This window comes from Paraburkholderia sp. BR10882, assembly GCF_040948855.1.
Lineage (GTDB): Bacteria > Pseudomonadota > Gammaproteobacteria > Burkholderiales > Burkholderiaceae > Paraburkholderia > Paraburkholderia nodosa_A.
In genome coordinates, this window is the sequence record NZ_JBFPKP010000014.1 from 143,554 (window position 1) to 155,946 (window position 12,393).

The 12,393-nt window shown below is 61.7% G+C and carries 11 protein-coding genes; 3 read left to right on the forward strand and 8 right to left on the reverse strand.

Annotation, left to right across the window (positions count from 1 at the left end; translation table 11 throughout):
• Positions 1 to 9: 9 nt before the first annotated feature.
• The 4 genes from AB3X99_RS29250 to AB3X99_RS29265 form a co-directional block, all read right to left on the reverse strand.
• Entirely contained in the window at positions 10 to 1,749 is a 1,740-nt protein-coding gene (locus AB3X99_RS29250) for a fumarate reductase/succinate dehydrogenase flavoprotein subunit (protein WP_342948828.1), read from the reverse strand.
• Positions 1,746 to 2,516, reverse strand: a complete 771-nt coding sequence (locus AB3X99_RS29255) for a GntR family transcriptional regulator (protein ID WP_368618891.1) — start codon at positions 2,514 to 2,516, stop codon at positions 1,746 to 1,748. The genes AB3X99_RS29250 and AB3X99_RS29255 overlap by 4 nt, the downstream gene beginning before the upstream one ends.
• Before the next feature lie 246 nt (positions 2,517 to 2,762).
• Positions 2,763 to 4,121 carry a C4-dicarboxylate transporter DctA gene (gene dctA / locus AB3X99_RS29260; RefSeq protein ID WP_368618892.1) on the reverse strand — a complete coding sequence of 453 codons (1,359 nt, stop codon included), beginning with the start codon at positions 4,119 to 4,121 and terminating at the stop codon, positions 2,763 to 2,765.
• Positions 4,122 to 4,226: 105 nt separating this feature from the next.
• On the reverse strand, positions 4,227 to 5,393 hold the full coding sequence (locus tag AB3X99_RS29265) for a mandelate racemase/muconate lactonizing enzyme family protein (protein WP_368618893.1): 1,167 nt from the start codon (positions 5,391 to 5,393) through the stop codon (positions 4,227 to 4,229).
• Positions 5,394 to 5,531: 138 nt separating this feature from the next.
• Between AB3X99_RS29265 and AB3X99_RS29270 the strand changes: the two genes are divergently transcribed.
• Both AB3X99_RS29270 and AB3X99_RS29275 read left to right on the forward strand, forming a co-directional pair.
• Positions 5,532 to 6,461: a LysR substrate-binding domain-containing protein gene (locus AB3X99_RS29270; RefSeq protein WP_069266591.1), complete on the forward strand. Its 930-nt coding sequence runs from the start codon at positions 5,532 to 5,534 to the stop codon at positions 6,459 to 6,461.
• Between the two features lie 134 nt (positions 6,462 to 6,595).
• Complete coding sequence (locus tag AB3X99_RS29275; RefSeq protein ID WP_028207963.1) at positions 6,596 to 7,498, forward strand: NAD(P)-dependent oxidoreductase; 903 nt, start codon at positions 6,596 to 6,598, stop codon at positions 7,496 to 7,498.
• A gap of 71 nt (positions 7,499 to 7,569) precedes the next feature.
• On the opposite strand, the gene AB3X99_RS29280 is transcribed toward AB3X99_RS29275, so the two are convergent.
• From AB3X99_RS29280 to AB3X99_RS29295, 4 genes are all read right to left on the reverse strand, one after another.
• Complete coding sequence (locus tag AB3X99_RS29280) at positions 7,570 to 8,811, reverse strand: cystathionine gamma-synthase family protein (RefSeq protein WP_368618894.1); 1,242 nt, start codon at positions 8,809 to 8,811, stop codon at positions 7,570 to 7,572.
• Positions 8,812 to 8,907: 96 nt separating this feature from the next.
• Complete coding sequence (locus tag AB3X99_RS29285) at positions 8,908 to 9,894, reverse strand: GNAT family N-acetyltransferase (protein ID WP_069266589.1); 987 nt, start codon at positions 9,892 to 9,894, stop codon at positions 8,908 to 8,910.
• 111 nt (positions 9,895 to 10,005) lie between these two features.
• A complete protein-coding gene (cls, locus tag AB3X99_RS29290; RefSeq protein WP_368618895.1) occupies positions 10,006 to 11,277 on the reverse strand; it encodes a cardiolipin synthase in 1,272 nt (423 codons plus the stop codon).
• 72 nt (positions 11,278 to 11,349) lie between these two features.
• Complete coding sequence (locus AB3X99_RS29295) at positions 11,350 to 11,826, reverse strand: MarR family winged helix-turn-helix transcriptional regulator (protein ID WP_368618896.1); 477 nt, start codon at positions 11,824 to 11,826, stop codon at positions 11,350 to 11,352.
• Positions 11,827 to 11,921: 95 nt separating this feature from the next.
• On the opposite strand from AB3X99_RS29295, the gene AB3X99_RS29300 reads away from it, so the two are divergent.
• On the forward strand, positions 11,922 to 12,290 hold the full coding sequence (locus AB3X99_RS29300; protein WP_368604395.1) for an antibiotic biosynthesis monooxygenase: 369 nt from the start codon (positions 11,922 to 11,924) through the stop codon (positions 12,288 to 12,290).
• Positions 12,291 to 12,393 lie beyond the last annotated feature (103 nt).

Consider the following 12,393-nt stretch of genomic DNA (forward strand, 5'->3'; position numbering starts at 1 on the left):
TCGGATTCCTTAGTGTTCGGCGACGAGTTCCGCGGATTCGCGAATGCGTAGCTGATCGTAAGCGCCTCGATCCGCTTGCGCGAGCGGGATGATGTACGGCTCGACCGCGCGCTTTTCGCTCGTCATGCTGCCGGAAGCGTCCTTGCGCAGGTGCGTATGGCAGAACCAATCGGCGTCGTTGCGCTGCGGGTAATCGACCCGGTGGTGATACAGTCCCCAGCGGCTTTCGGTGCGGAACAGTGAGGCGCGCGCCGCCATTTCCGCGCAGTCGCGAATGGCGCGCACCTCGGCGGCGCGCATCAATTCGTGCGCATTGTTGGCCTTGATCGCTTCGATGTCTTCGGCGATCTCGTCGAAGCGCTGCAGGCCGATCTCCATCTTGCGCGTGACCTTGGGCGGCTGAAGATAGTCGTTCACCATGCGGCGCAGCTTGTATTCGACCTGGGCCGGTGCGAGTCCGTTTTCGCGTTCGAGCGGCGCGTAGATCCGTGCGCGTTCAGCGGCGATCTGGGCTTCGTCGAGGCTCGCATGCTCGCGGCCCTCCACGTATTCGGCCGCGTTGGCGCCCGCGAACCAGCCGTAGGTGAACGCGCCTAGCATGTAGTTGTGGGGCACGGCCGCCATGTCGCCTGCTGCATAGAGTCCGGGTACGGTCGTCTCCGCGCGCGCATTCACATAGACACCCGACGCGCTATGCCCGCTGCAAAAGCCGATCTCGGAAATATGCATCTCGACCATCTGCTGACGGTAGTCCGTGCCGCGGCCGGCGTGGAACCGGCCGCGGCTCGGGCGCTCGTTGGTGTGCAGGATCTGCTCGATGGTCTGGATCGTTTCCTCGGCAAGATGATCGAGCTTCAGGAACACGGGGCCGTTTCCGCTCTGCAGCTCCTGGTAGAACTCCCACATCATCTGGCCGCTCCAGTAGTCGCATTCGATGAAGCGCTCGCCCTTGCCGTTCGCGGTGAAGCCGCCGAGCGGCCCGGTGACATAGGCACAAGCCGGTCCGTTGTAGTCCTTAATAAGCGGATTGATTTGAAAGCATTCCAGATTCGCGAGGGCAGCGCCCGCGTGGTACGCCATGGCGTAGCCGTCGCCCGCGTTGGTCGGATTCTCGTAAGTGCCCATCAGGTAGCCGGAGGAGGGCAGACCGAGGCGCCCCGCCGCGCCGCAGCACAGGATCACGGCTTTCGCGCGCACTACGTGGAACTGCGCCGTGCGGCAGTCGAAGCCGAGCACGCCGCTTACGCGGCCCTGCGAATCGGTCATGAGCCGCGTGGCGACGATGCGGTTCGTGATCTCGATGCGCGCCCGTTTGAGCTGCCGGTAGAGGATCTTTTTCACGTCGTGTCCTTCGGGCATGGGCAATACGTAAGCGCCCATGTGATGGACCTTCTTCACGGCATAGTCGCCGTTGCCGTCTTTTTCGAACTTCACGCCCCAGCGGTCGAGCTGCTCGATGGTCGTGAAGCTGTGTCGCGCATACGCATAGACGGCCTCCTGGTCGATAATGCCATCGTTGGCGACGGTGATTTCGCGCGTGTACTGCTCGGGTGTGGCGTGGCCGGGAATGATGGCGTTGTTCAAGCCGTCCATGCCCATCGAGATTGCGCCGCTGCGCTTGACATTGGCTTTTTCAAGCAGCAGCACCTTGAGTGCCGGGTTGCGTTCCTTGGCCTTGATTGCAGCCATTGGGCCGGCCGTGCCGCCGCCGACGACCACGATGTCGTATTCGAGCACTTCGGTATTCATAGCGCTTTCCTTCCCCTTGCACGGGTTTTTTGGCGGTCGACGCGCAGCCGGTACTGGAAGGCGTCGCCGCGGAAATACAGGTATTCGTAGTCGATGGGATTGCCGGATGCGTCGTGCGTCAGGCGTTCGATCCGCAGAACGGGGCTGCCGTCTTCCACGCGCAGGGCGCGGGCGATGTCGTCATCGGCGAGAATCGCGTCGATCGACACATCGGCATGACCGAGCAGCACGCCGCAGTCGTTCTCGAGAATCAGGAAAATGTCGCGCGTGGCGAGGTCGGCGTTGGCGAGCCGCTTGCCGAGCGCTTCCGGCACCCACGTGAGTTCTAGCGAAACTGGTTCGCGGTTGAGCATGCGCACGCGATGGATTTCCGCGACCGGCGCGCCTTCCAGAAGATTGAGCCGTTGCGCGACGTGGCGATCGGCCTTGATGATCCTGAAGCTGCGCAACTGGTTGACAATTTCGTAGCCCATCGACGACATCGCTTCCGCGAAGCCTTGCAGCGAGGTTACGTTCTGGAATGCCTTGGGCCTGGAGACGAACGTGCCCTTGCCGTGCAGCCTGAAGACCAGGCCTTCCTTTTGCAGATCGCCTAGTGCCTGGCGCACGGTGATGCGGCTGACGCCGAACAGGGCGCATAGCTCGTGTTCGGAGGGCATCTGGCTGTGCGGCGCATAGGTGCCGTTCAGGATGCGCTCTCGGAGCGTGTCCTTGATCTGGACGTAGAGCGGCTGGGGGGATAGCGCCACCAGATTCGTTCGGGGCATGGTTCGCTTGTCATAACAAGATGGATCTGCAGTCTAGTCAGGGTTCCATCCGCGACAAACTAACGAATTCTGATATGTATTTCTTTGGTGTCTGGTTTGGGTTTGCTTTGTTGTGGTTTTTTGGTGCTATCGCGGAAGGGTTGTGGTTTTTGGCGCTTTGGCTTTTTCTTGTGTTCGCGTCGGTGAACCTTACAGGGGCAACCCAGGCATACCGACGCGAAAACAAGGCACCGCAAAGTACTCATTTCACAGATGGTTTTCTACCAGCCCCCTCGAGCCAGAAACCGGCTCGCCGCTGGGCAAAGACAAATCGCCAGCGCCCGACGCGTCCCCACCCTCAATCTCCCCATTCAAAACCGCCCGAGCCCGCGCAACATCCATCGCCCCTTCCCACCTGGCGACCACGATCGTGGCCACGCCATTCCCAATCAAATTGGTCACCGCCCGAGCTTCATTGAGAAACCGATCCACCCCCAACAGCAGCACCAGCCCGGAAACCGGAATCTTATGCATCGAAGCAAGCGTAGCAGCGAGCGCAACAAACCCCGCTCCGGCCACACCAGCAGAACCCTTCGAAGTCAGCAGCAAAACGCTCAGCACGACAAGTTGATCGAACAGCGTGAGATGAATGTTCATCGCCTGCGCCACGAAGAGGGCCGCCATCGTGAGATAGATCGCCGTGCCGTCCGCGTTGAACGTATAGCCGGTCGGCAACACCATGCCGACAACAGGCCGCGAACAGCCGAGGTTCTCCATCTTGACGAGCATCTGCGGCAGCACGGCCTCGGTCGACGCCGTGCCGAACGTGATCAGGATTTCGTCGCGGATATAGCGGAGATACTTCCACAGCGAAAAACCGCAAACGCGCATGACGAGCCCGAGCACCACCACGACGAAGACAATCGAAGTCACGTACAGGCAAAGCATCAGCTCGCCAAACGACGCCAGCGTGCCGAGCCCGTACTTCGCGATGGTGAACGCCATGCCGCCAAACGCGCCCACGGGCGCGACATACATGACGATCCGCACGACGCCGAACATGCCCTGCAAGAACATGTCGAGCATATCGACGAGCGGTGCGGTACGCGGGCCGAGCTTCGCCAGCGCAATGGCGAACAGCACCGAAAAAAAGATGATCGGCAAAATTTCGCCGTTCGCAAACGCGCCGACGATGCTGTTCGGCACGATGCTCATGAGGAACCCGAGCGCCGTATGGTCGTGGGCCGCGTGCGCGTAGCTGGCGATCGCCGAGCTGTCGAGCTGCGCCGGATCGATGTTCATGCCGCTGCCCGGCTTGATCACGTTCACGACGACGAGGCCTACGAGAAGCGCAATGGTCGACGCCACCTCGAAGTAGAGCAGCGCCTTCACGCCTACGCGGCCGGCTTCGTGCAGGTCGTTCATCCGGGCAATGCCCACGACGACCGAAGCGAAGATGATCGGCGCGAGCGCCATGCGGATCAGCTTGATGAAGAGGTCGCCAAGCGGTTTGAGATCGGCTCCGATATCCGGATAGAAGTGGCCGACGAGAATGCCCGCCAGGATACCGATCAAGACCTGTATGTAGAGCTTCGAAAGATACTTTTTGAGTTTCGAGGGCCGCATGTCTGTCTCCTGAGCATGGCGCCATGCAGGTAATTTCGGGCGACCGCCAACCGCCATGCGTGCAGCGGTTGTGTTTCCGGTCGCGCTCTTTTCTTCGCTTCGGCGTCAGGCCGCGATCTTCTTCATTTCCGCAAACAGATCGGCCTTGCCCTCGAAGCCGATGCCGGGCAGGTCGGGCATCGTGATATAGCCGTTGTCGACCTTCACGCCATCGGGGAAGCCGCCATAAGGCTGGAACAGATCGGGATACGACTCGTTGCCGCCAAGCCCGAGGCCCGCCGCGATGTTGAGCGACATCTGATGGCCGCCGTGCGGAATGCAGCGGCTCGCGGACCAGCCGTGCTGATGCAGCATCTCCAGCGTGCGCAGATATTCGACGAGGCCGTAGCTCAACGCGCAGTCGAACTGCAGCCAGTCGCGGTCGGGACGCATGCCGCCGTAGCGGATGAGGTTGCGCGCGTCCTGCATCGAGAACAGATCCTCGCCGGTCGCCATCGGTTTGTCGTAGTAGTTGCGCAGCGTGGCCTGCAATTCGAAGTCGAGCGGATCGCCCGGCTCCTCGTACCAGAACAGATCGTATTGCGAGAGCGCTTTCGCGTACTGGATCGCGGTGTCCAGATCGAAACGGCCGTTGGCGTCGACGGCCAGTTTCTGACCGTCGCCCAGCACGCTCAGGATCGAATCGATGCGGCGCAGGTCCTCGTCGAGCGACGCGCCGCCAATCTTTTTCTTCACGACCGTGTAGCCGCGGTCGATATAGCTGCGCATTTCGTCTTTGAGCTTGTTGTGGTCCTGGCCTGGGTAGTAGTAGCCGCCCGCCGCATAGACGAAGATCTTGCGGTCGGGTTGGCCATTGCCGTAGCGCTCGGCGAGCAGCTGGAAGAGCGGCTTGCCTTCGATCTTCGCCACGGCGTCCCATACCGCCATGTCGATCGTGCCGATCGCCACCGAGCGCTCGCCATGGCCGCCCGGCTTTTCGTTGGTGAACATCGTCGCCCAGATCTTGTGCGGGTCGAGGTTGTCGCCCGCCTCGTTCACGAGCGAGGCGGGATCGGCTTCGAGAATGCGCGGGATGAAGCGCTCGCGCATCAGCGTGCCTTGGCCATAGCGGCCGTTCGAGTTGAAGCCATAGCCGATGACGGGCTTGCCGTCGCGGATCACGTCGGTGACCACGGCGACGAGGCTGAGCGTCATCTTGCTGAAGTCGATATAGGCGTTGCGGATCGAGGAACTGATCGGCACGGTTTTTTCGCGGATTTCAACGATTCTCACGGGTGTCTCCTGGTGGCACGGCCAGCATGCGCGGTCGTTCTCGCGGTCGTTCGCGATTCGCTGGCTGTGGGAGACGCTAGGTTATGCGCCCGGATCGGCTCTATGATTCACTTGTTTTCACATCTTTATTAACTCACGGTGAAGAATGACCTGACCTCCTACCTGGCGTTTTTCGTTCTGCTCGGGCGTTACGGAAACCTTTCAAGCGTTGCGCGCGACATGGACATCACGCCGCCGGCGGCGACCAAACGGCTCGCGCAGCTCGAGGCGCGCCTGGGCGTGCGCCTGGTCAACCGGACCACCCGCAGCGTGAGCCTGACCGCCGAAGGCGAGACCTTTCTGCACTACGCGACGCGCATTCTTGCCGAAGTGCAGGAAATGGAAGATGTCGTGTCGTCGAGCCGCTCCGTCACGCGCGGCTTGCTGCGTGTGAACGCGACGCTCGGCTTCGGGCGCACGACGATCGCACCGCTCGTTTCGGAGTTCGCGCGGCGGCATCCGCATGTCGAAGTGCAGCTCGATGTCACCGACCGGCCTATCGATCTCGTCGAAAGCGGCGTGGATCTGGCGATCCGTTTTGGCGAGCTGCCCGACAAGCGGCTCATTGCGCGGCGCATCATGACGAACCGCCGCTTGCTGTGCGCCTCGCCGCGCTATCTGGAGACGCAGGGCACGCCCGCAACGCTGGGCGATCTCGCCAACCATCAATGCATCGTGCATCGACAGAACGACAACGCCTACGGCATATGGCGGCTCGAGCGCGATGGCGAGGCGCATGCGGTGAAGGTGCACGGCATGCTGTCGAGCAACGACGGCGATATCGTGCTCGGCTGGGCGCTCGACGGGCACGGCATTCTGCTGCGCTCGGAGTGGGACCTGGCGAAGTATCTGGAAAGCGGCCGGCTGCGCGTCGTGCTGCCCGAGTTCGTGCAGCCGCTTGCCGATTTGTTCGTGTACTACCCGAACAAGCGCAATCAATCGGCGCGTGCGCGTGCGTTCATCGATTTTCTGGCGGAGCGGTTCAACCGGCAGCCTGCGGTGGCCGCGCCCGCGCAATCGGGCGCATAACGATTTTGTCTGCGTCCCCCGCAGACAATCCATCCGGCTGGAAAGGTAGCGGTGGTCATTACAGCCGGCCGATGTTTGCGGTAACGTGCGCGTTTGCAGAGGCGGGAACGACGCCACGAAAAGGAGAGAGACAGATGACAAAGCGAGTGATAGTGACCGGCGGTAGCGGCCTTGCCGGCAAATGGGTGGTCGAGAACCTGGTCGCGCACGGCTACGAAGTGTTGAATCTGGACCGTGTGCCCATGCCGAAGCGCACGGCGCGCACGCTGATCACGGACATCACCGACGCGGGCCAGGTTTTCAACGCGATCGCCTCGACCACGGCGCCAGTGGAATTCGCCGACGACCTGGAGCCGAAACCCATCGACGCGATCGTTCACTTCGCGGCGATTCCTCGCATCATGTTGACGACCGATAACGAGGTCTACCGCATCAATGTGATGGGGACTTACAACATTCTCGACGCCGCTGCGAAACTAGGGGTCCGCAAGGTGATCCTCGCCTCGAGCGAGACGACTTACGGTGTGGTGTTCGCCCACCGGCATCGCGATCCCGCGTACTTTCCGCTGGACGAGAACTATCCGGTGGACCCGATGGACAGCTACGCCACCTCGAAAGTGGTCAACGAAGTGACCGCGAAGGCATTCCAGGCGCGCACCGGGTCGGACATCTACTGTTTTCGCATCGGCAACGTGCTCGATCCCGAGGATTACGCGAAGTTCTCCACGTGGCTCAAGGATCCCGCGCTGCGCAAGCGTATTGCGTGGAGCTACATCGACGGGCGAGATCTCGCCAACGCGTGCCGGCTCGCCATCGAAACGGACGGCCTCGGCTTCGAGATCATGAACGTCGCGGCGGACGACGTGTCGTCCGACTTGCCGACCCAGACGTTGCTGGATCGCTACTATCCGGGCGTGCCGGTCAAGAAGGCCCTCGGCGAGTTCGAGACGCTGCTCAGCAACGAGAAGCTCAAACGCTTGCTTGGCTGGCAGCAGCAGCACTACTGGCGCGACGAGGCAAAACGCTTCAATCCGTAAGCGGCATCAGCGTCGAAAACGCGCAGGGCCAGCGAGTGCTGGCCCTGTTCACGACATCGACGCTCCCGGCGTTATGCTGCCAGCTTGAGCGCTTGCGAGAAGTCTGCAATCAGGTCGTCGATATCTTCGATGCCCGCCGAAAGCCGCAGCATGCCGTCGGAGATGCCCATCGCCTTGCGCGTTTCTGCGCCGGCTTCGAAAAAGATCGTCGGCGCGACGGGGATGATGAGCGTGCGCGTGTCGCCGAGGCCGGTCGCCTTGATCGGCAGTTCGAGCGCGTTGACGACGTCGATCATGCGCTCCGCGTTGAGCAGTTCAAATGAGAGCAGCCACGACGCGCCCTTGAAGAGCGCATGGGCAACCTCGTATTGCGGATGGCTCTTCAAGCCCGGATAGAACACCTTGCCGATGGCTTCGTGGCCTTCGAGAAACTGTGCGAGCGCGAGCGCATTGTCGCTGCTTTGCTTCACGCGCAGGGCGAGCGTTTCCGCGCCCATGGCGATGGCGTGCGCCTGCTCGGACGACAATGACGCGCCCATGTCCCGCAGGCCCTTCTTGCGGATCTGCAGGAGCCCCTGATCTTTCGGTGCCGAACGCCGATAGTCGTCGGCGATGTTCGGATACGCGCTCCAGTCGAACAGGCCCGTATCGGTCACCGCGCCGCCGAGCGCGGCGCCATGGCCCGCGATGGTCTTCGTCAACGAGTTGATGACGAGGCTCGCGCCGACCGCCTTCGGCTGGAACAAGGCGGGCGAGGTAATCGTGTTGTCGACGACGTAGACAATGCCGCGCTCGCGGCACAGCTCGCCGATGCCTTGCAGGTCGGGGATCTGCGTGCCCGGATTCGCGATGGTTTCGACGAACACCATGCGCGTATTCGGCTGGATGGCGTTCTGCACGTTTTCGGCGTCGCTGGCGTCGACGGTCGTGACTTCCACGCCGAGCGTGCGCAACGTGCCGAACAGGCTGTTGGTGTTGCCGAACACATAGCGGCTCGACACGAGATGATCGCCCGCACGCAGCAGCGTGAGGAAGGTCGCCGTGATCGCGGCCATGCCGGTGCTGAAACAGACTGTGCCGGTGCCGCCTTCCAGGCTCGTGATCTTGCGCTCGAGAGCCGCCGTCGTGGGAGTGCCTTGCCGCGCGTAGTTGAAACCCCCTTTCTTCGTGCCCTGAAATACGCCGATCAGGTCCTCGACGCGCTCGAAACCATATTGCACGGACGTATGAATCGGCTGGCGCACGCCGCCGTGCTCGGTGCCCGCGATCCTGTCGCCGTGAACGATGCCAGTGGTGAAGCCTTGCTTGCTCATTCTCACTCCGTTTCTCAAGTCGATTGCGTTTGGCACATTATCGCCTGTAACGCGTGTTGCCGGCAGGTGGGACGCACCGAACCAATCGGTCGGGCGCTAACGCAGTTCGGACTCCGACGGTTCCAGCACGCTGCGCAGCTTGCCGAGCAGCCAGTTGACCAACGCGTTGTTGTGCCGGTAGTGATTCCAGGTGGGAATCTGGCGGGCGCCGAGGATGCGTTTGAACTCATAGGACGTCGCGCCCAGCTCGATTTCCTCGAAACCTTCGCGAATGCCGAATTCGACCGTGCGAATGAACATGGCGAAGTACAAGCCGTACTCCTGGCTCCTGGCGTAGTCGAGCCCGATATAGCGGTTGACGAGGTGCCTTCCCTTGCCGATCAACTGGGTGAAGCCAATCAACTCGTCGTCCAGAAAGTACAGCAGATAATGGCTAAGGCTGCGGGTATTGGCGAAGTACTCCGGCGTGAGCTTCTCGAACTTCAACTCGGCTTTCTGCCAGGTGTTCAGATACAACTCATACACTCTGGCGACGAGGTGATCGGGCAGACCCGCGCATTCTTCATAGCGCAGTGCAGCGGCCTTTTTCAGCTTACGCTTGAGCAGGTTCCTGCGGTCGCTCTTCATGGCCTGGTAGTAGTCCGGGCCGATCGACAGCACCGGCACGGGCAGGCCTTTTGCCGCCACGAAGCCGCGCAGCGGCAAGTCCTCGGTGAAACCCTTGTACGCGAGCAGGCTCCCTTTCTTCGCAAGCGCCGTGCTGATGGCCGCGAGCGTCTCCTGCGAGACTTCGCCCTGGATGCGGCCGGCATCGACGGTCGGATGCCCGATGCAGGCCAGCTTGAAGCGGATCCAGCTCAGGCTTTGCTTCAGCCAGCCGCTGGGAAGGAGGGTGTTGAGCCGGAAATCCATCACGAAGTAGGGCGCCACGGTAACGAGCGCGCTGTCCCGGTACACGGCGAAATAACCGAAGCTGAAATCATCCAGCCGGGCCGTCTGAAAGGCCTGGTAAAACTCCGCTCCCTCCGGCTCGTCGCGCAGAAACCCCTCGGGCGGATTGGCCAGATCCTCGATGTGCAGCATGGATTGCGGTCCCTTTTTTCTGTTTGCTTTGTCGACAGCCCAATGTCGGGCACCGATTGTCGGCGATCTTCGCTTTCTTGTCGATTGGCGGCGCGGCGCTCGCGGCAGGCGTCACAACTGCGAATCGAGGAGGGCGGCTGCGTGTTCGAGCAGCTTTTCCCGTAACGACCGGCGGCGCCAGTCTTCGAGCGTGATGCGTTTGGCGAGGGCAGCGTCGGCATCGAAAATGGCCGTCTGCTGGCGCGCGAAATCGCGGTCGTAGATGTTGAGATTGGCCTCGTCGTTGAGCTTGAACGAGCGGCTGTCGAAGTTGGTCGAGCCGACCGACACCAGATATTCGTCGACGACGATCAGCTTGCAGTGGAACATCGTCGGCTGATACTCGTACATCTCCACGCCGGCCGCGAGCAGGTCGCCCCAGCACGCACGCGAGGCCTCGCGCACCGTGTGAGTATCGATGCGCTTGCCCGGCGTGATGATGCGCACCTTCACGCCGCGCTTCGCCGCCTCGACGATCGCGTTGATCGTCAGCTTGTCCGGCACGAAGTACGCCGTCGACAAATGGATGGAGCGCGCCGCGGCGGTGATCGCCATGAGGTACATCAACTCCATGTCGTCGCTGCCGCCCGAGGGCGAACTGCTGAACACGTGCGCGAGGCCGTTGCCCGCGGCGTCGATCGCGGGAAAGTACTGCGGGCCGTGCAGCACATTGCCCGTCGACTTGACCCAGTTGTCCATGAAGACCGCCTGCATCTGTCCGACCGCCGGGCCTTCAATGCGAAAGTGCGTATCGCGCCAGTGCTTTTCGTCCTGCGCATGGCCGGTCCATTCGTCGGCGATGCCTACGCCGCCCGTAAAACCGATGCGTCCGTCGATCACCAGCAACTTGCGGTGCGTGCGGTCGTTCATGCGGCCGAGGCCCGTCCAGTGCGGCTTGTGATACAGGACGAGCTGGACGCCCGCCTCGCGCAGCATGCGTTGATAACGCTTGTCCATTTTGGACGAGCCGACCCAGTCGAGCAGCACGTGCACGGCGATGCCCGCGCGCGCCTTGTCGGACAGCGCCCGGGCGACTTCTTCGCCAATCGCGCCGGACCAGTAAATGAAGGTCTCGAAGGTAATGGTGTGCTGCGCCGCGCGGATGCCGGCCAGCATCGACGGAAAGATCTCGTCGCCGTTCACGAGCACCTTGAAGCGATTGCCTCCCACGACGGGCGGCCCGAGCAGCAGCCCCATCGAGCGGATGAACTGCGGACTGTCGCTCGCGTAAAGCCGGTCGATCTTGTGCTCGATCTTCTTTTCGCCGCTCGTGAGGTTCGCGATCACCAGGATGACGACGAGCGTCACCGCGACCGTCACGACAATGAGGGCAATGGTCGACATGCGTGGGCCTCGCCTCGCGGATGGTAACGATGCCCTGCTGTAGCACATTGCATGCGCAAGCAGCGCTGTCGATCAATCCGGCTCGTCGGCTCCGGCCATTTGGTCCAGATTCGCCTGCAATTTCGTGATGACGCGGTGCAAGGTCTTGATTTCGCTGGCGGTCACGCCAGCGGAGAGCTGGTTGATCCAGGGGGCCTGAAGACGCATGGCCGCTTCGAAAGCTTGCCGTCCCTCGTCGGTCAAAACGACAAGCTGCGCGCGGCGGTGGTGAGGGTTGGCCTCGAAGCGGAGCAGACCGTCGTTGGCCAGGTCATTCACGATTCGTTGCACGTTTTGCCGATTGGCCCCCAGATCGCGGGCAATCCAGGCCACCGGCTGCGGCCGTTGCGCGGCCCTGATGGCGCCGAGCATTTGCCAGCGTGCGCTCGTGAGGCCGAGGCCCTCGACCAGGCGGTCGCCCGAAGTGAGCAGTCCGCTATTGAGCCGGAAGAGATCGAGCATGATGCCCGACAGGAGTTCGCCGACCGGTGTTCTCGCGAGTTCGCGCATATGGCACCATATTTCTAAGTTGACATCATCATGTCAATTTACTATATATTTGCGATGACCGGTTGACATCATGCTTTTAGACTCTGGAGTGCACCATGCTGCAATTGCGACCGCTTGATCCTTCTTTCCCGATCGAACGTCAACTTGCCGTTGACGCCGAGCCCGTTGTGCTCGTGAACGTTTTCACACTGGATCTGGCCGATGAGGCGAAGTTTCTGGAGGCCTGGCAGGAAGACGCTGCGCTCATGAAGCAGCAAGCCGGCTTTATTTCAACGCAGCTCCATCGGGCGATCGGAGAGCAACCGGCTTATATGAATTACGCAGTGTGGGAATCCACGGCGCATTTTCGGGCGGCATTCTCTGCGCCGGCGTTCCGGTCGAGTCTGGCCGCTTATCCTTCCTCGGTGATCGCGTCGCCGCATATCTTCCAGAAAGTTGCCGTGCCGGGGATTTGCGAGAGTTAGTTGTTTTGCCGTCGTTGCGGCTCGATTTCAGGTCGCTGCTGGTTGCCGGCCCTTGGCCGCGTTGCGGCGAAGAGCGGGCATATCGTGGAAAGACAACGGCATG

Excerpts from the sequence above, each read along its gene's own strand:
- AB3X99_RS29250 (WP_342948828.1), bottom strand. The coding sequence starts at position 1,749 with ATGAATACCGAAGTGCTCGAATACGACATCGTGGTCGTCGGCGGCGGC.
- AB3X99_RS29255 (WP_368618891.1), bottom strand. The coding sequence starts at position 2,516 with ATGCCCCGAACGAATCTGGTGGCGCTATCCCCCCAGCCGCTCTACGTC.
- dctA (WP_368618892.1), bottom strand. The coding sequence starts at position 4,121 with ATGCGGCCCTCGAAACTCAAAAAGTATCTTTCGAAGCTCTACATACAG.
- AB3X99_RS29275 (WP_028207963.1), top strand. The coding sequence starts at position 6,596 with ATGACAAAGCGAGTGATAGTGACCGGCGGTAGCGGCCTTGCCGGCAAA.
- AB3X99_RS29280 (WP_368618894.1), bottom strand. The coding sequence starts at position 8,811 with ATGAGCAAGCAAGGCTTCACCACTGGCATCGTTCACGGCGACAGGATC.
- AB3X99_RS29285 (WP_069266589.1), bottom strand. The coding sequence starts at position 9,894 with ATGCTGCACATCGAGGATCTGGCCAATCCGCCCGAGGGGTTTCTGCGC.
- cls (WP_368618895.1), bottom strand. The coding sequence starts at position 11,277 with ATGTCGACCATTGCCCTCATTGTCGTGACGGTCGCGGTGACGCTCGTC.
- AB3X99_RS29295 (WP_368618896.1), bottom strand. The coding sequence starts at position 11,826 with ATGCGCGAACTCGCGAGAACACCGGTCGGCGAACTCCTGTCGGGCATC.
- AB3X99_RS29300 (WP_368604395.1), top strand. The coding sequence starts at position 11,922 with ATGCTGCAATTGCGACCGCTTGATCCTTCTTTCCCGATCGAACGTCAA.